15 protein-coding genes are annotated in these 16381 nt (G+C 33.5%); 9 read left to right on the top strand and 6 right to left on the bottom strand.

What is annotated here, in order from left to right:
• Window positions 1-2: 2 nt before the first annotated feature.
• Together era and ACSSV5_RS04220 are read right to left on the bottom strand one after the other, a co-directional pair.
• Window positions 3-887 carry a GTPase Era gene (gene era, locus ACSSV5_RS04225; RefSeq protein ID WP_211064515.1) on the bottom strand — a complete coding sequence of 295 codons (885 nt, stop codon included), beginning with the start codon at window positions 885-887 and terminating at the stop codon, window positions 3-5.
• 2 nt (window positions 888-889) lie between these two features.
• On the bottom strand, window positions 890-2668 hold the full coding sequence (locus ACSSV5_RS04220; protein ID WP_454244904.1) for an AMP-dependent synthetase/ligase: 1779 nt from the start codon (window positions 2666-2668) through the stop codon (window positions 890-892).
• 540 nt (window positions 2669-3208) lie between these two features.
• Between ACSSV5_RS04220 and ACSSV5_RS04215 the strand changes: the two genes are divergently transcribed.
• From ACSSV5_RS04215 to ACSSV5_RS04200, 4 genes are read left to right on the top strand one after another with little or no spacing between them, the layout of a single operon-like run.
• The gene (locus ACSSV5_RS04215; protein ID WP_454244903.1) at window positions 3209-4033 is read left to right on the top strand and encodes a UbiA family prenyltransferase; all 825 of its coding nucleotides are present in this window, start codon (window positions 3209-3211) and stop codon (window positions 4031-4033) included.
• On the top strand, window positions 4030-4608 hold the full coding sequence (locus tag ACSSV5_RS04210; protein WP_454244902.1) for a Maf family nucleotide pyrophosphatase: 579 nt from the start codon (window positions 4030-4032) through the stop codon (window positions 4606-4608). The genes ACSSV5_RS04215 and ACSSV5_RS04210 overlap by 4 nt, the downstream gene beginning before the upstream one ends.
• Window positions 4605-5498 carry a septum formation inhibitor Maf gene (locus tag ACSSV5_RS04205; protein WP_454244901.1) on the top strand — a complete coding sequence of 298 codons (894 nt, stop codon included), beginning with the start codon at window positions 4605-4607 and terminating at the stop codon, window positions 5496-5498. The genes ACSSV5_RS04210 and ACSSV5_RS04205 overlap by 4 nt, the downstream gene beginning before the upstream one ends.
• A gap of 3 nt (window positions 5499-5501) precedes the next feature.
• On the top strand, window positions 5502-6011 hold the full coding sequence (locus ACSSV5_RS04200; RefSeq protein WP_454244900.1) for a mechanosensitive ion channel domain-containing protein: 510 nt from the start codon (window positions 5502-5504) through the stop codon (window positions 6009-6011).
• Between the two features lie 370 nt (window positions 6012-6381).
• On the opposite strand, the gene ACSSV5_RS04195 is transcribed toward ACSSV5_RS04200, so the two are convergent.
• Window positions 6382-7470, bottom strand: a complete 1089-nt coding sequence (locus tag ACSSV5_RS04195) for a DUF2891 domain-containing protein (protein WP_454244899.1) — start codon at window positions 7468-7470, stop codon at window positions 6382-6384.
• Between the two features lie 45 nt (window positions 7471-7515).
• On the bottom strand, window positions 7516-7923 hold the full coding sequence (gene mce / locus ACSSV5_RS04190; RefSeq protein ID WP_454244898.1) for a methylmalonyl-CoA epimerase: 408 nt from the start codon (window positions 7921-7923) through the stop codon (window positions 7516-7518).
• 263 nt (window positions 7924-8186) lie between these two features.
• On the opposite strand from mce, the gene ACSSV5_RS04185 reads away from it, so the two are divergent.
• Window positions 8187-9479: an aminopeptidase P N-terminal domain-containing protein gene (locus tag ACSSV5_RS04185; protein WP_454244897.1), complete on the top strand. Its 1293-nt coding sequence runs from the start codon at window positions 8187-8189 to the stop codon at window positions 9477-9479.
• 14 nt (window positions 9480-9493) lie between these two features.
• Here the strand turns inward: ACSSV5_RS04185 and ACSSV5_RS04180 are convergent, their stop codons facing one another.
• The gene (locus ACSSV5_RS04180; RefSeq protein WP_454244896.1) at window positions 9494-10099 is read right to left on the bottom strand and encodes a DNA-3-methyladenine glycosylase; all 606 of its coding nucleotides are present in this window, start codon (window positions 10097-10099) and stop codon (window positions 9494-9496) included.
• 60 nt (window positions 10100-10159) lie between these two features.
• Between ACSSV5_RS04180 and ACSSV5_RS04175 the strand changes: the two genes are divergently transcribed.
• Window positions 10160-10432 (top strand): hypothetical protein, encoded by a 273-nt coding sequence (locus ACSSV5_RS04175; RefSeq protein ID WP_211064524.1) that lies wholly within the window; start codon window positions 10160-10162, stop codon window positions 10430-10432.
• A gap of 332 nt (window positions 10433-10764) precedes the next feature.
• On the opposite strand, the gene tyrS is transcribed toward ACSSV5_RS04175, so the two are convergent.
• A complete protein-coding gene (tyrS, locus tag ACSSV5_RS04170) occupies window positions 10765-12045 on the bottom strand; it encodes a tyrosine--tRNA ligase (RefSeq protein ID WP_454244895.1) in 1281 nt (426 codons plus the stop codon).
• A 91-nt stretch (window positions 12046-12136) separates the two neighbouring features.
• Between tyrS and ACSSV5_RS04165 the strand changes: the two genes are divergently transcribed.
• The 3 genes from ACSSV5_RS04165 to ACSSV5_RS04155 all read left to right on the top strand — a co-directional run bounded on the left by ACSSV5_RS04165 (window position 12137) and on the right by ACSSV5_RS04155 (window position 16345).
• Window positions 12137-13159: an SDR family oxidoreductase gene (locus ACSSV5_RS04165; RefSeq protein WP_454244894.1), complete on the top strand. Its 1023-nt coding sequence runs from the start codon at window positions 12137-12139 to the stop codon at window positions 13157-13159.
• Window positions 13160-13162: 3 nt separating this feature from the next.
• The gene (locus ACSSV5_RS04160; protein WP_211064527.1) at window positions 13163-13873 is read left to right on the top strand and encodes an SAM-dependent methyltransferase; all 711 of its coding nucleotides are present in this window, start codon (window positions 13163-13165) and stop codon (window positions 13871-13873) included.
• 105 nt (window positions 13874-13978) lie between these two features.
• A complete protein-coding gene (locus tag ACSSV5_RS04155; RefSeq protein WP_454244893.1) occupies window positions 13979-16345 on the top strand; it encodes a TonB-dependent receptor in 2367 nt (788 codons plus the stop codon).
• The last annotated feature ends 36 nt before the right edge of the window (window positions 16346-16381 follow it).

Raw genomic sequence — 16381 nt, 5'->3', positions numbered from 1 at the left:
GATTAACCTTGATAACCATAACCTTTCAATTTTCTTTCGTCTGAACGCCAGTTTTTATCGATTTTGACATATAAATCTAAAAATATTTTCTTCCCAAAAAATCGCTCTAAATCTCTACGTGCTTCTCTACCGATTCGGTTTAAGGCTTTTCCTTGATGACCTATAATAATGCCTTTTTGAGTTTTACGCTCGACCATTATTGTCGTGTTGATATTGATGATATGATCTAATTCTTCAAAAGCTTCAGTTTGAACTTCTACACTATAGGGAATTTCTTTTTTGTAGTGCATCAGAATTTTTTCGCGTACAACTTCATTTACAAAAAAACGTTCAGGTTTATCTGTCAAACTGTCTTTTGGGTAAAAAGCTGGTGATTCAGGTAATTTCTCTACAATTTTTTTAAAAACTTCTTCAATCCCAAAATTATTTAGAGCCGAAATGGCATAAATTTCTGCATGGGGCAACTTAGCTGACCAATCTTCAAGAGATTGTGCTACAAGTTCTTCAGTGCTTTTATCAATTTTGTTGAGCAAAAGCAAAAGAGGTTTGTCAGTGTTTTGAATTTGATGAAAAATCTCATCATTTTTTGGCGATTTCTCTCCTATTTCAATCATATAAATCAATATATCTGCGTCATCTATAGCAGATGTAACAAACTTCATCATTGCATCTTGCAGTTTGTATGCGGGCTTGATGATGCCTGGCGTGTCACTGAAAATGGCTTGAAAATTATCACCATTGACAATCCCCAATATACGATGTCGTGTTGTTTGTGCTTTTGAAGTTATGATTGACAATTGTTCACCTACAAAGGCATTCATCAATGTTGATTTGCCAACGTTTGGGTTACCAATAATATTTATAAAGCCAGCTTTATGTTTAGTCATGCTTAAGATTGAGGACCGTAAATTTTTTCGAATAAGTCTTTGTATAACTCTTTAATTTCTTTTCGTTTTAGTTTTAAGGTTGGTGTAAGATGACCTGCTTCAATACTCCATTCGTCTTTTGTAAGTTCAAAACGCTTAATTTTTTCCCATTTACCAAAACCTTGGTTGTAAAAGTCAATTTCTTCTTGGTATCTATCAATCACTTTTTGATGTTTTATGAGTTCTGATCGGTCTTTATAGTCAATATGTTTGCGTTTTGCCCATTCTTCAAGAAATTCAAAATTAGGTTGGATAAAAGCTGCTGGCATTTTTTGACCTTCACCAACAACCATAATTTGCTCTATAAAGCGAGATTGTTTTACCTTATTTTCAATGATTTGTGGTGCTATGTATTTACCGCCAGAAGTTTTAAACATCTCTTTTTTACGATCGGTTATTTTTAAAAACCCTTCGGTGTCTATCTCGCCAATATCTCCTGTATGAAAATATCCGTTTTTTAATACCTCTTTTGTTTTTTCAGGGTCTTTGTAGTAGCCTAGCATAACTTGTGGTCCTTTGACTAATATTTCGCCGTCGTCAGCAATTTTAACTTCGGTTTCTGGGATAGGTTTGCCAACCGTTCCAATCTTGAAGCCTCTATTGCGTTGGTCATTTACAGCTATAACTGGTGAGGTTTCTGTCAATCCATAACCTTCCATCACTTTGATACCAGCCGCATTAAAAATTCTAGCTAATCTTGGCTGAAGTGCAGCACTTCCTGATGCTACCACTTCAAGATTACCGCCAAGAGCCTCTTCCCATTTACTAAAAATAAGTTTTCTAGCCAGAGATAATTTTACTTCATACCACCAACCATTGGCTTTGTAAGGTTCGTATTTTAAACCAAGGTCAACTGCCCAAAAGAATAGGGCTTTTTTGATTCCGCTTAATTCTGTACCTGTGGCTATAATTTTATCGTAAACTTTTTCGAGCACTCGCGGAACAGCTGACATTACTTCGGGTTTAACTTCTTTGAGGTTTTCACTTATGGTATCTAAAGACTCTGCAAAATATATACTTACGCCACTGTATTGATACATATATAGCAACATTCTTTCATAAACGTGGCAAGCTGGCAAAAAACTTAATGCCTTAGCATTTCCGTAATCTAAAGGTAATCTAGTTGCACTGTTTATGGCATTACTGGAGATATTTTTATGAGATAACATCACGCCTTTGGGTCGTCCTGTAGTGCCAGAGGTGTAAATCAGCGTAGCTAAATCGTTTTCGTTTACGGCATCCATTCTTTTTTGAACCTCATCTTGAAGCGATTCGTCTTGCCCTAAGTCTAAAACTTCTTGCCAATTTTGTGCTGAACTTATTTCGTCAAAAGTATAAACGGTTTTTAAAGATTTGACCTCATCTTTTATTTTCAAAACTTTTTGTAGAACATCATTATCAGAAACAAAACAGTGTGTAGATTCGCTATGGTTTAGCACGTAAGCATATTCGTCTTCTGAAATATTTGGATATATTGGGACATTTTGTGCCCCGATTTGCATCACGCCAATATCAACTATATTCCATTCTGTTCTGTTATTGGTTGAAATAACAGCAATTTTATCATTAGGTTTGACACCAAGTTTTATCAAACCTCTACTCAGTGCATTGGCTTTATCGATATAGTCTTGCGTTGAAAGTGACTTCCATTCACCATTATATTTAGTGACTAAGGCTTTTTTTAAAGGGTAATTTTCAAGTTGATAATAAGGGAAATCAAAAAGGCGTTTAAGAGCTTTCATTTTTAATTCAATTTAATTAGGATATGCAAAATATAAATTTTATTAATAAAAAACTAATTTTTATTTAACATAAATAAGAAAGTGTCAAATTTTTTATAAATCTATAATTTGATCAGTAAAACTCAAATCGGTATTGATGATTTTCTATCTAAAATGGTATTGAAGTGCAGTCCAAATGTTAAATTCAGCGAGTAAAATGTAATTTTCTATTTCGTTTATCGATTTGTTTTCAAAAAGTTTTTGATCGTTTTATGTTTTCAAACATTGTTTTTTTGATAATGGTAAAGCGATAGTTTTTTAAACGGTCTTAATGATTTTTAGACTTAGATTATATCGTATCAACCGACAATTTTTTTTAGCCGATACATTTGGTTTATCTCATCTAAACCAAGCGTGAAACCATGATCCAAATACGTATATTTGTACAGACGTTTGGGTGTTTTTTGATACCAAACAATAATTTGTTTTAATATTATGTCGAACTGGTTGAGCCTTTTCCGATGGTCAAATTTGATTATTATTCTTATAAGCCATTTTCTGTTGAGATATTCGTTTTTAAAACGTTTTGAAATAAACTCAATTTTAAATCTTTTTGATTTTTCTTTAGTGAGTTTTAGTATAATTTTGATTGCTGCAGCTGGCAATGTCATTAACGACATATTTGATATTAAAACCGACTTTGTCAATAAACGCCAAAGACCACTGGCACAAAAAAAGATTGGAGTTTCACAAGCCTATTCAATTTATGTGATATTAAATTTGATAGCCATTGTCATTTGTCTTTATATCAGCTATAATTTGCAACGATGGGCTCTTGTTGGAGTAGAAGTTTTAGTTATTATTTTATTGTATTTGTATGCTAAATTTTTAAAAGCTGTTCCAATCTTAGGTAATGTTTTGGTAAGTTTATTAGTCAGTTTATCATTTGTTTTAGTGCTTTATTTTGATGTGAATATAAGTATTTTGCTTGATCAAAAGATTTTTAAATGGATTTTATTTTATAGTGTATTTGCATTTTGGACTAACCTTAACCGCGAATGGATAAAAGATATCATCGATATCAAAGGAGATTATGCACAAAAGATTTCAACCTTACCTATACTAATAGGAAAATCAAGAATGAATACATTGATTTTTATTTCCACACTGTTTCTCATCCTGACCTTACTTTTGGGTGTTAAAGTTTATTTGAAAGCAAATCTTTTCTTTGTATTATATTTTATATTTGGAGTGTGCATACCGTTGGCAATTGTAATGTATAAAATTTGGAACGATGAAAATCACATCAGTTATAAAAAGCTCAGCCTAATTTATAAATTCACTATGCTAATTGGGGTTTGCAGTTTAATATTATTTAAAATATGAAACATTTAAACCAACATAAATTCATTCTTGCTTCAGGCTCGCCACGACGACAACAATTTTTAAAAGATTTGAATATTCCTTTTGAAATACGCTTAAAAGCTATTGAAGAAAATTTTCCTGACACACTCTACAAAGAAGAAATTCCAGAATATTTAGCCAAATTGAAAGCGAATGCCTATGATGACTTAGCATCAAATGAGATTCTAATAACAGGCGATACCATTGTTTGGCATAATGAAAAAGCCCTAAACAAAGCAGAAGATAAGCAAGAAGCCTTTGACATGATATCATCTTTGCAAAACTCATGGCATCACGTTATCAGTGCATTTTGTTTAAAAACTAACGACAGATTAGTCGTAAAAAGTGAAGTGACCAAAGTGTTTTTTGACACTTTAGATGATAAGGATATTTGGTATTATGTCAACAACTACAAACCCTTTGATAAAGCTGGGGCTTATGGCATTCAAGAGTGGATTGGACAAATAGGCATTTCAAAAATTAAAGGTTCTTATTTTAATGTCATGGGATTCCCAACGCATTTATTTTATCAAACCCTAAAAGAATTTATAAGATGAAGTTTCTATTAAAAATTACTGCTTTCATTTTTTTACTTTTGTCATGTCAGCAAAATCAAACTGAAAAACAACAGGAAGCACCGACAAATCCCAAAGCTTATTCATATCTCAATTTGAGTGACAAATTTAAATCTCACTGGTTTGATGGCAAAGCCGAAGTCGCTAGTTATAACTTGACCCAAATGCGCTATGGCGAACCTCGTCAAGGCTCAGCGGTGTTGATTTTTGTAAAGGAACCTTTTTTGCCCCAAGCTCAAGTCAAAGCCAACACAGCCACAGATAAAACTGTAGATGTGATGAAACTGAATTATACTAAAAAGTTTAATACTGGAATTTATCCTTACAGCATCATGCAATCCGTCTTTTTACCTTTAACGACTCAGCCACATGCTATAAAAGTTACTGCTTCAACCCAAGAATGGTGTGGACAAACCTATATGCAACTCAACAATAGAGAACAATTTGACATTAAAATGCATTCTTATTTTGAAGGTGAAGCTGACCAAGAACTAAAACTTGACAAACATCTTTTAGAAAACGAAATATGGGTTAAATTGAGAATAAACCCAACAGATATTCCAAAAGGCAAATTAAAAATCATTCCAGATTTTTCTTTCTTTAGATTAAAACACCAAAAAATAAAAGCTTATAAAGCTGAAATTTCACAACTTAAAAAAACAGATACACTATTGACAACACTGAATTATCAAAATATTGATAGAATGCTTAAAATTTATCAAGAACCAGAATTTCCTTTCACTATTCTGAAATGGCAGGAGATAGACAAAGACACCACAGAAGCCACACTTAGTAAAAAAATGCGTATTGACTACTGGACAAAAAATGCTAATCAATATGATTTTTTAAGAGATAGTTTAAATTTAAAATAACCCATGAAAATTTTTTTTAATCAACACCAAAGTGAAATCATTCTTACAATAATTATTATTGTGAGTTTGATTATCCTGCGTTTTATCTTAAAGAAAGTTGCTGTTGGTATTGCAAAACGCAGAGATATCAACGTTCACCGAACAACACTTATAGTCAGATATATCAATACTTTAGCTACATTTATAGTTCTATTTTCAATTCTTTTAATTTGGGGTATTGAGCCGAGTCAAGTCGCCTTGGTGTTTTCATCTGTATTTACTGTGATAGGCATCGGTCTGTTTGCTACTTGGTCTATCTTGAGTAATATTACTGCTGGGGTAATATTATATTTTTATTACCCTTTTAAAATTGGTGATAAAATAAAAATTCTAGACAATGACTTTCCGATTGAAGCTGTAATTGAAGATATCAAAACTTTTCATATGCATTTGATTACAAATAATGGCGAAGTGATAACCTATCCTAATAACCTGATTTTACAAAAATCAATTTCAATAATAAATACACAATAACACAAAAAAATATTAAAACAAAAATTTATACCATCAAGATTTCAAAAACACTGAACTGATACAAATAATAATTTTTGAGACGCTGTGTTTAAACCGAAAGTATAATCTTTTGAAATAAACCGAAAAAGGCAGAAATAATAAGTTCAGAATTAATCTAATGTCGTTAGCAAAAACGCATATCATTGCAGAAAATCGAATGTTATTTTTAAAGACTTAAAACACCTGCTTGCCACAAGCTGGCATCTCGGAATTACACTTTTCATCTTTTTATTGACAATAGTATTCGTTCACGTTGGCTAAAAGAATAATGCTTGCTAAGATGCCGATCCAATAAAAATCCTCGCAACAAAAACCTGTGTTTTTAAAATCTTTATTGTGCCAAATTGGCATAAACCGCAAAAGACCCTAACCAATGTCCACCTTCATAAGCATCATCAACCAAATTAGGATAAGCAGCTTTATAATGTTTTATGGCTAAAGGTCTAAGATGATTAAACCCATCAAACTTAGAGAGTTTAAACAAATTCCAAGCTCGACTAAAATTCAAACCATCAAGATGCACCAATTTTCCATCACTCCTATCACTCACTTTTGCCACTTCTAAAGAAAATTCTTTATTCTGAAGCTGTGGTATAAATTTATCAATCCAAGCATAAAAAGTTTTTTCTTCCAAAATTTTTTCCATCAAGACGGCTTCTTCTAAACAAGGTGATAAAAAATCATAGCCACTTGGCTCCCAATCTAAAGGACAATTTTGATCTGTTTGATAAAAACGAATCGCTGCAGATTTGATTTGATTTTTAAATTCCTCATCTCCAACAGCATTAGCATATTCATACATCATATTCAGTGCAAAAGCCGTATTGGTATGTTCGCCAACACGGATTGGATAAACCAATTTGGGTATAAACCTACCAAACTTTTGTTTCAATTCATCAGCCAAAGGGTTTAAGTTTTTATAAAGTTTAGGTCCTAAATCATCATCCCATTCATATAAAGACTGGCTCAATTTAAAAAACCATGCCCAACCATACATACGCTCATAACCCTTATTAATATCTCGCTGAAAATAAGCCAACTCGCTTTTGATATTGTCTTCACTTAAATGTGTTTCTAAGACAGATTTAATACGATCCGCTTGTTTTAAATTAGGATAAAGTTTGATAAGCTCAACCATAGACCAATGTCCATGAACTGCCGAATGCCAATCAAAACAACCGTAAAACGCAGGATGCAAATCTTGTGGAGTTCTCAAATCAGTAGAATCATCCAAAACTTGTCCTAACTTATTTGGATATTGCTGAGTAGCACATTTCAACGGCAAAGCTACCAGTTTTGAGGTTGCTTCAAAATCCATTTTTAAAATTTCAGACGATTTTGGTGAATCATTCTCAGACTTTTGAGAAGATTGACAAGCCCATAAACTCACAGCAATTAATAACAGTGAAAAATTTTTCATACAAATTATTCAAACCTAGTTAATAAAACCAAATTGACATAACAATCAATCTTTAATCTCCTCACAAAGTTCCACCAAAACCCCGTGCGACGATTTGGGATGCAAAAACACAATACGCTTGTTATCTGCACCAGCTTTGGGTTGGTCGCTTATCAATTGAAAACCTTCAGATTTCAACCTTTCAATCTCAGCCTCAATATCAGCCACATCAAACGCGATATGATGAAGACCTTCGCCTCGTTTTTCAATATATTTCGCTATCGGCGAGTCGTCTTGAGTCGCTCCTAAAAGTTCAATTTTGCTTTCACCTGTTTTAAAAAAAACCGTTTCAACACCTTCACTTTCAACACGTTCAGATTGATATGCTGATTTTCCTAACAAGGTTTCGTAGGTTTGTTTGGCCACTTCCAAATCTTTCACAGCAATGCCCAAATGCTCAATTTTTCTCATCATTTTTATTTCCAAAGATATAAATAATTTCTATGACGACAGCCGTGTTATCCGCTTTAGTCCGCCATAACCAGGTTACAAAGTCAACTTCCAAAAAGAGCTTCCTGCTGGTCGCTTTTTTGTTGTGACTTTGTATAAGCTGCTTATGTTACGGGCTATCGCTCCTACCACTGTCGCAAACCCTAACACCGATAAACCATTATTTTTTAAGAATAATACTACAAGAAACCTTAGCAAATTTGTATTTTTGAACAAAACAATATTTTATGAGATATCAACCCATAGACAAATCTTTATTTGTAGAAAATCGCAAAAACTTCACCGCTAAAATGAAACCTAATGCCTTAGCGGTTTTTAATTCCAACGACATTTATCCTATTGGTGCAGACAGTACAATTCCTTTTCAGCAAGATAGAAATATCTACTATCTCAGTGGCGTTGACCAAGAAGAAAGTATTTTAGTGCTGTTTCCAGATGCTCCAAAAAACAAGCACAAAGAAATTTTATTTCTTAAAGAAACCAACCCGCATATTGCCGTTTGGGATGGCGAAAAATTAGATAAAGACCAAGCCTTTGAAACTTCAGGTGTCAAAACAGTATATTGGCTAAAAGATTTTCATAAAGTCTTTCACGAATTGATGTCGCAAGCCCATACAGTTTATATCAACACCAATGAGCATTATCGTGCCAATCCCGACACTCAAACCCGCGAAGACCGTTTTAATATTTGGCTAAAAGAAAATTATCCCGCACATCAAGTTGCAAAGAGCAATCCTATTCTACAACGCTTACGTTCTGTCAAGCACCAATTAGAGCTTGACACCATGCAGCAAGCTTGTAATATCACAGAAAAAGCTTTCAGAAGAGTTTTGAAATATACCAAACCAGGTGTTTGGGAATTTGAACTTGAAGCTGAAATTATGCACGAATTTTTAAGCAATCGCTCTAAGGGTTTTGCTTACACACCAATTATTGCCAGTGGCAAAAATGCTACTGTCCTGCATTACATCGAAAACAAAGCCCAATGTCAAGACGGACAAGCCATCTTGTTAGACGTCGGTGCAGAATATGCCAACTATTGCAGTGATATGACACGCGTTATCCCAGTTTCGGGAAGATTTACCAACCGACAAAAACAAATTTACAATGCGGTAAACAAAGTCAAAAAAGAAGCAACAAAACTACTCGTTCCTGGCACACTTTGGGAAGAATATCACGTTGAAGTCGGTAAAATGATAACCTCAGAATTACTTGACCTCAAACTGTTAGATAAAGCCGATGTGCAAAACGAAGATCCTGATTGGCCAGCTTACAAAAAATATTTTATGCACGGCACATCTCATCATATCGGTCTTGATACGCACGGTTATGGACTGTTGCACGAACCTATGAAAGCTAACCAAGTCTTTACCGTTGAACCTGGTATTTATCTTCCCGACGAAGGCATAGGCGTAAGATTAGAAGACGATGTTGTGATTCAAGAACAAGGCGAGCCTTTCAATTTAATGCGAAATATCCCAATTGAAATTGAAGAAATTGAAGATTTGATGAATGCTTAATTTTTTAGCTAAAACTATTTTTTCTTAACTGAAACAAAATTTGATTTTTGGTCATAAAAACGCCATGGCAGTTTAGCATCTTTGCCAGCATAATCAACGCCAACTCTAGTTGTAGCGACTATATCAGCTGTATTACCTTTAGCTTTCTCAAACCATATGGTTTTTGAACATACCGATTTTTGATTGTGATTAAGGTTTAAACCAAGGGCTTGGCTGACATTGCCAGGCCCAGAAGTTAGCGTTTTGTCAAATTTTGTTTTTTGGCGTCTTTTCTTCATAGTTTTTAAACCTTTGTCGGGTTCAAAAGCACGGATTAAAATAGCATCAGCATGACCATTGGTATTAGTTACAACATTAAAAAGATAGTGTATGCCGTAGCACAAATAAATATAGGCAATTCCACCAGGTTTATACATAACAGAAGTCCGATTGGTAAACTTTCCAAGGTGGGCGTGACAAGCTTTATCTCCATAACCTGCATAAGCTTCTGTCTCAGTTATGACACCAGAAGTCAATTCATCATTGATAAGGGTAAATATTCTACAACCAATAAGTTGCTGGGCAATATTGACAACATCTGATGATTGAAAAAACTTGGGCTTTATTTTTTTTCGTTTCATTAAATGGGCATTAATTTCAATTTTACTAAATTTATAAACTAATTAAAGAATTCTTTTAATATGCAAAATTCAGAAGATCCTTTTGTAAAAAAATGGAAAAAAGTAAGAGAAAAAGGACTGAAAAAATATTTAATTTCTACAGGCTTGAGTTTCGGGATTTTACTTTTTGTCGTGTTAACCGCTTGGAATTATTTTGTATCTGAGCAAGCTTACGAAACCACTAGTATCTTTTTAGTTCAACTCGTCATTACAATTGTTTTCGGCGGTGGTTTATACGCTTTAATCACTTGGCATCTCAACGAATATATTTATAAAAAGAAAACTAAATCCTAAAATTATTAAATGAATGCTTTATCATAAAACCTTTTATTTTTTGTTAGAAATCAATGTAGCTTAAAATTAAATCATAAACTTTAAAAATTATTTTCTTTTCGATAATTACAACAATTTATATAAGCCTCTCAAATACAAATATTTATATAAACACTTGATTAATTTTGATAATAAGGATAAAAATTACTGTGTTAAATAAAAGTTAACAAATACAATTTTTTAGACTTTCATACGTCTAATATAATGCTAGGATGAAGTTTTTCATAATAGATTGGTTAGTTAATGCAAAACCCCGACTCTTTTGAGTCGGGGTTTTGTTGTTTTTACACTTGTCAATCTTCAAACTTCAACACATAAGTGTTCTTTTTTCCTTTATTGATTAAAACGTATTTATCATTAATCAAATCCTGAGAAGTCAATTGATAATCTTTTGCTACTTTAGTTTTATTAACGGCTATGGCATTTTGTTTTAAAGCTCTTATCGCTTCTCCATTTGATTTTAGAAATTCAGACTCGGCAACTAAAGCGTCAATAATATTCAAGCCGTTGTTTAACTTATCCCATGAAATGTTAGCAGTTGGTACGCCCTCAAAAATTTCATTAAAGGTTTGTTCATCTAAAGATTTTAAATCGTCTAAAGTGCTTTTACCAAACAAAATATCAGATGCTTTTTGAGCGAGCTCTAAATCTTCTTTAGAATGAACTCGTGCTGTGACTTCTTCTGCTAATGCTTTTTGTAGCAAACGTAGATGTGGAGCTTCTTGATGTTGAGCTATTAAATTTAAAATATCATCTTTGGGTTTTATGCTAAATATTTTAATGTATTTCACCACATCTTCATCAGAAGCATTGATCCAATACTGGTAAAATTTAAAAGGCGATGTTTTTTTGGCATCCAACCAGACATTTCCACCTTCAGATTTTCCAAATTTAGATCCGTCGGCTTTGGTGATCAGTGGTGTTGTCATTGCATAAGCTTCGCCTTGACCTTTTCGCCTGATGAGCTCTGTACCAGTAACAATATTGCCCCATTGGTCTGAACCGCCAAGTTGTAATTTTACATTTTTGTTTTTCCACAAATAATAAAAATCATAACCCTGCACCAATTGGTATGAAAATTCTGTAAATGAAAGTCCTGATTCCAGTCGAGATTTTACAGAATCTTTTGACATCATATAATTGACAGTGATATGTTTACCTACGTCTCTAATGAATTCTAAAAAACTAAATTCTTTAAACCAGTCATAGTTATTCACAACCTCAGCAGCATTGTTGCCTTCAAAGGCTAAAAATTTTTCAAGTTGTTTTTGAACGCATTTTAAATTGTGCTGCAAAGTGTCTTCATCTAACAAATTGCGTTCAGCAGATTTCCCTGAAGGATCTCCTACCATACCCGTAGCACCACCAACCAAAGCAATAGGCTTATGTCCGCATTTTTGAAAATGAACTAAAGTCATTATTTGAACCAAATTGCCTACGTGAAGTGAATCTGCTGTTGGATCAAAACCCACGTAAGCTGCGGTCATTTCTTGGTTGAGACAATCTTGTGTGCCAGGCATCACATCGTGAATCATTCCCCGCCATTTGGCTTCTTCTATAAAATCTTTAAGCATAAGATATTGTTTAGATTTTTTATTTATTAAAGTTTGGCAAAGATATTATTTTCAAAAACTAATCTTTTGTGCATTTGTTTATATTTACCGAATGATTTTAATTTCTGGTGCTACAGGATTTCTCGGAACGCATTTACTCAAAAATCTGTGTGTTAACAACACGGAAAACATCAGAGCTTTATACCGAAGTGAAGACAAAAAAAAATACACCATAAACTTTTTAAAAACTCTAATACCTGCTGAATTTCAAAATAAAATTAGTCAAATTGAATGGATTAAAGCCGATATTTTAAACATTTCCGAGTTAGAACAAGCTTTTAGAAATATTAGATTTGTTTACCATTGTGCAGCTTGGGTTGGCAATTCGCCTCGTGATTATAACATGATGAGAAAAGTGAATATAGAAGGCACAGCCAATATGGTAAATCTATCTATTGCAAATCAAGTTGAAAAATTTTGTCACGTCAGTTCAGTAGCTACTTTAGGTCAATATACAGACTCAACTGTTACAGACGAACAAGCCCCAAGAGACACAGAGCGGTATTGCAGTCGCTATAGCATCACTAAATTTGGTGCAGAAATGGAAGTTTGGCGAGCTTCTCAAGAAGGTTTAGATGTTGTTATTGTCAATCCTGGTGTGATTTTAGGATCAGGTTTTTTTGACTCTGGTAGCGGTTTGATTTTTGATAAAGTTTTAAATAACTTTAAATTCTATCCACCTAAACAAACAGGTTTTGTTTTTATAGACGATGTCATTCAAGCGATGTTGAAACTTATGCAATCTGATGTAAAAAATCAACGTTATATCTTAGTGGCTGAAAACACGAGTTTTAAAAATGTGATGGAAAAAATAGCAAAAGTTTTTGATTGCAAACCTCCAAAATACAAAGTCAATAAACCAATTTTGTATTTACTCTGGGCATTTCAAAATATTTTAAGTTTGTTTAAACCTCAAAAAACACAAATCACTTTAAATACGATAAGACAAATCTATTCAAAGCAAGTTTTTAACAACAAAAAATCGATTCAAGATTTAGGTTTAAGCTATACTTCTTTAGACGAAGCTATAAATCTTATATTTGAAGATTATAAAAAATTAAAAACAACAACTTAAAATATGGATCAAAAAGGAAAGCTTTACCTAATCCCTACTCGACTTGGCGACCAACCACCGCTTGAAGTTTTGCCACTTTCTATTCGAAAAAAAATTACAGATATAAATCACTACATTGTTGAAAATGAAAAAGTAGCTCGTCGATTTATCAAAAAAATTGTGCCATCAAAAAGTCAAGATAAATTAGAGATCAACATTCTTAATAAATTTACCCAAGACATTGAAATTCCCGAATTTTTAAAACCCTGTGAAGAAGGACAAGACATTGGTTTGATGACAGATGCGGGCTGTCCTGGCGTAGCCGATCCAGGTTCAAAAGTGGTGAATCTTGCCCATCGCCAAAATATAAAAGTTGTTCCTTTAGTTGGACCGTCTTCCATTATTTTAGCTTTAATGGCAAGTGGTTTAAACGGGCAAAATTTTGCCTTTAATGGCTATTTACCTATTGAAAAAGCCGAATGCAAAAAGCACATCAAACAGCTCGAAAAGCACTCAGAAATCAACAATCAAACTCAAATTTTTATAGAAACTCCTTATCGCAACGAACAACTTTTTGAAACGTTTTTAAAAACGCTTAAACCCCAAACTCAACTTTGTGTCGCTGTAGATTTGACTTTGACTTCAGAATTTATTTTAACCAAAAGCATCAAAGAATGGCAAACTGAAAAACCCGATTTGCACAAACGCCCAGCTATTTTTATTTTTCAGTCTTGATTTTAAGATTTAATTATAAATAAATCAAAGCATTACAAGCACATAGACTTTTATATTTGTGGACTTATAAAGCAGGCAAAAACTCTCCAAAACATTAACCTTAGAATGAAATTCATCTGTTCTTTAATGCTAGTTGTTTTTAGCTTAACCTGTTTTTCTCAAGAAAAATTTAGCATTAGCGGTAGTATAAAAGACATTGAAAATAACGAAACGCTTCTTGGTGTCAACGTGATTGTCGAAGAACTCAATACTGGCACGGTTAGCAATGCTTATGGATTTTATTCTTTAACGCTTCCAAAGGGAAAATATACGCTGACTATCAGCTATATAGGATTTAAAACATTATATGAAACAATTACACTTGACCGCGATATTAAAAAAGATTTTTTTTTAGTTCCATCTTCAGAGCAGCTTGATGAAATCACTATTACTGATAATTTTGAACAGCAAAATATCCGTCAACCAGAAATGAGCTTAAACCGTCTCAAACAATCCACTATAAAACAAATCCCTGTTGTGTTTGGCGAATCTGATGTTTTAAGGTCTATTATCCAACTTCCAGGCGTTACCAATGTAGGCGAAGGCTCGTCAGGCTTTAACGTCCGCGGTGGTAGTGCTGACCAAAATTTAATCCTTTTAGATGAAGCTGTTATATTTAACTCTTCGCATTTGTTTGGCTTATTTTCAGTGTTTAACCCCGAAGCTGTCAAGGATTTGAAACTCTATAAAGGTGGTATTCCTGCACAATACGGCGGTCGTGTCTCTTCGGTTTTAGACATCAAACAAAAAGATGGCAACAACAAAGAACTTCAAGGCGAAGCAAGTATTGGCATTATTTCAAGCAAACTTCTAATGGAAGGTCCTATTCAAAAAAATAAAAGTTCTTTTTTAATCAGTGGTCGTTCTACTTATGCACACTTGTTTCTAAAACTTTCAGACAACCCAAATTCTGCTTATTTCTATGATTTTACGGCTAAGGGAAACTACATTTTTGACAAAAATAACAAACTGATATTGTCGAGTTATTTCGGTCGGGATTTCTTCTCTTTAGACGGCAGTTTTACAAATATTTATGGTAACAGTTTTGTTAACTTGAGGTGGAATCACGTATTTAACGATCAGTTATTTAGTAATATAGCTATCATTGGCGGAGAATATATTTTTGATTTGGACACAGAAAATGTTGGATTTAATTTTAGAAGTGAGATACAAAATCTGAACTTTAAATACGACTTCAATCATTACATATCAGACGAGTTTCAATTAAATTATGGACTGAATAGCTTTTACTACATTTTCAATCCTGGAAAAATAAAGCCTACAAGTGAAGACTCAGGAATCAACGAAGACCAACTCACCAAAAAATATGCTGTTGAAACCGCTGTTTTTCTATCTGCAGAACATCAAATAACCGATAATCTATCCGCAGAATATGGATTGCGTTGGAGTAGTTTTTTTAGATTAGGACAAGACGAATTGAATGTATATGACAATGATTTACCTTTAATTTATAATCAACAATTTGGGATTTATCAACGAGCAGAACCCATTGGAACTCGAAGTGATAGCCGTTCTGACGTTATTAAAACCTATCATAATCTTGAACCACGTATTTCTATGGCTTATGCCTTCAATAATAATTCATCTGTCAAAGTTAGCTATAATAGGATGGCTCAATATCTTCATCAGATTTCCAACACCAATTCACCAACACCAGTTGATGTTTGGGCACCAAGTGGACCATTTTTAAAACCGCTTCAACTCGATCAATTTGCAGTGGGATATTTCAAAAACCTAAAACAAAGTCAATTTGATTTATCACTTGAAGCCTTTTATAAAACAACTAACAACAAACTCGACTTTATAGACGGTGCAGATTTAATCGCCACTGATGCCATTGAACAAGAAACCCTAAACGGTGAAGCCAGAAGTTATGGTCTAGAACTAATGTTAAAGAAAAACAGAGGACGATTCAATGGTTGGATTGCTTATACGCTATCTCAAGCTGAGCAACGCACTCCAGGAAGATTTACGAATGAGCCTGGCATCAACAATGGCGAATGGTATTTAGCAAATTATGACAAAACCCACGATTTAACCGTTTTAGCAAACTATCAATGGAATAAGCAATGGACGTTTAATCTCAATTTTACGCTACGCACAGGTCAGCCTGTGAATTTTCCAGTGGGTCAGTTTAGTTTTCAAGGTTTGACTGTTCCCGTTTTTGAAGGACGAAACAATGACCGTTTACCAACATTTCATCGTTTAGATTTGTCGGCAACCTATAAACCGAAACCCCAAAAAGAAAGACAATGGAAAGGCTATTGGAATTTTGGGATTTACAATGTTTACAGTCGTAAAAATGCAGCATCTATAAGTTTTGAAGAAAATAGAAACACAGGGCAAAATGAAGCCGTAAGATTTTCTATCTTTGGCATAGTGCCATCTGTTAGTTATAATATTGAGTTTTAAGTTTATAATAGAAAAAAGTATTAAAATGCTAAGTAA

This window comes from Psychroflexus sp. MBR-150 (assembly GCF_053628795.1).
Note: the sequence above shows the minus strand (reverse complement) of the source record. Positions and strands in the feature narration are given on the sequence as shown.

Excerpts from the sequence above, each read along its gene's own strand:
- era (WP_211064515.1), bottom strand. The coding sequence starts at position 887 with ATGACTAAACATAAAGCTGGCTTTATAAATATTATTGGTAACCCAAAC.
- ACSSV5_RS04220 (WP_454244904.1), bottom strand. The coding sequence starts at position 2,668 with ATGAAAGCTCTTAAACGCCTTTTTGATTTCCCTTATTATCAACTTGAA.
- ACSSV5_RS04210 (WP_454244902.1), top strand. The coding sequence starts at position 4,030 with ATGAAACATTTAAACCAACATAAATTCATTCTTGCTTCAGGCTCGCCA.
- ACSSV5_RS04205 (WP_454244901.1), top strand. The coding sequence starts at position 4,605 with ATGAAGTTTCTATTAAAAATTACTGCTTTCATTTTTTTACTTTTGTCA.
- ACSSV5_RS04200 (WP_454244900.1), top strand. The coding sequence starts at position 5,502 with ATGAAAATTTTTTTTAATCAACACCAAAGTGAAATCATTCTTACAATA.
- ACSSV5_RS04195 (WP_454244899.1), bottom strand. The coding sequence starts at position 7,470 with ATGAAAAATTTTTCACTGTTATTAATTGCTGTGAGTTTATGGGCTTGT.
- mce (WP_454244898.1), bottom strand. The coding sequence starts at position 7,923 with ATGATGAGAAAAATTGAGCATTTGGGCATTGCTGTGAAAGATTTGGAA.
- ACSSV5_RS04185 (WP_454244897.1), top strand. The coding sequence starts at position 8,187 with ATGAGATATCAACCCATAGACAAATCTTTATTTGTAGAAAATCGCAAA.
- ACSSV5_RS04180 (WP_454244896.1), bottom strand. The coding sequence starts at position 10,099 with ATGAAACGAAAAAAAATAAAGCCCAAGTTTTTTCAATCATCAGATGTT.
- ACSSV5_RS04175 (WP_211064524.1), top strand. The coding sequence starts at position 10,160 with ATGCAAAATTCAGAAGATCCTTTTGTAAAAAAATGGAAAAAAGTAAGA.
- tyrS (WP_454244895.1), bottom strand. The coding sequence starts at position 12,045 with ATGCTTAAAGATTTTATAGAAGAAGCCAAATGGCGGGGAATGATTCAC.
- ACSSV5_RS04165 (WP_454244894.1), top strand. The coding sequence starts at position 12,137 with ATGATTTTAATTTCTGGTGCTACAGGATTTCTCGGAACGCATTTACTC.
- ACSSV5_RS04160 (WP_211064527.1), top strand. The coding sequence starts at position 13,163 with ATGGATCAAAAAGGAAAGCTTTACCTAATCCCTACTCGACTTGGCGAC.
- ACSSV5_RS04155 (WP_454244893.1), top strand. The coding sequence starts at position 13,979 with ATGAAATTCATCTGTTCTTTAATGCTAGTTGTTTTTAGCTTAACCTGT.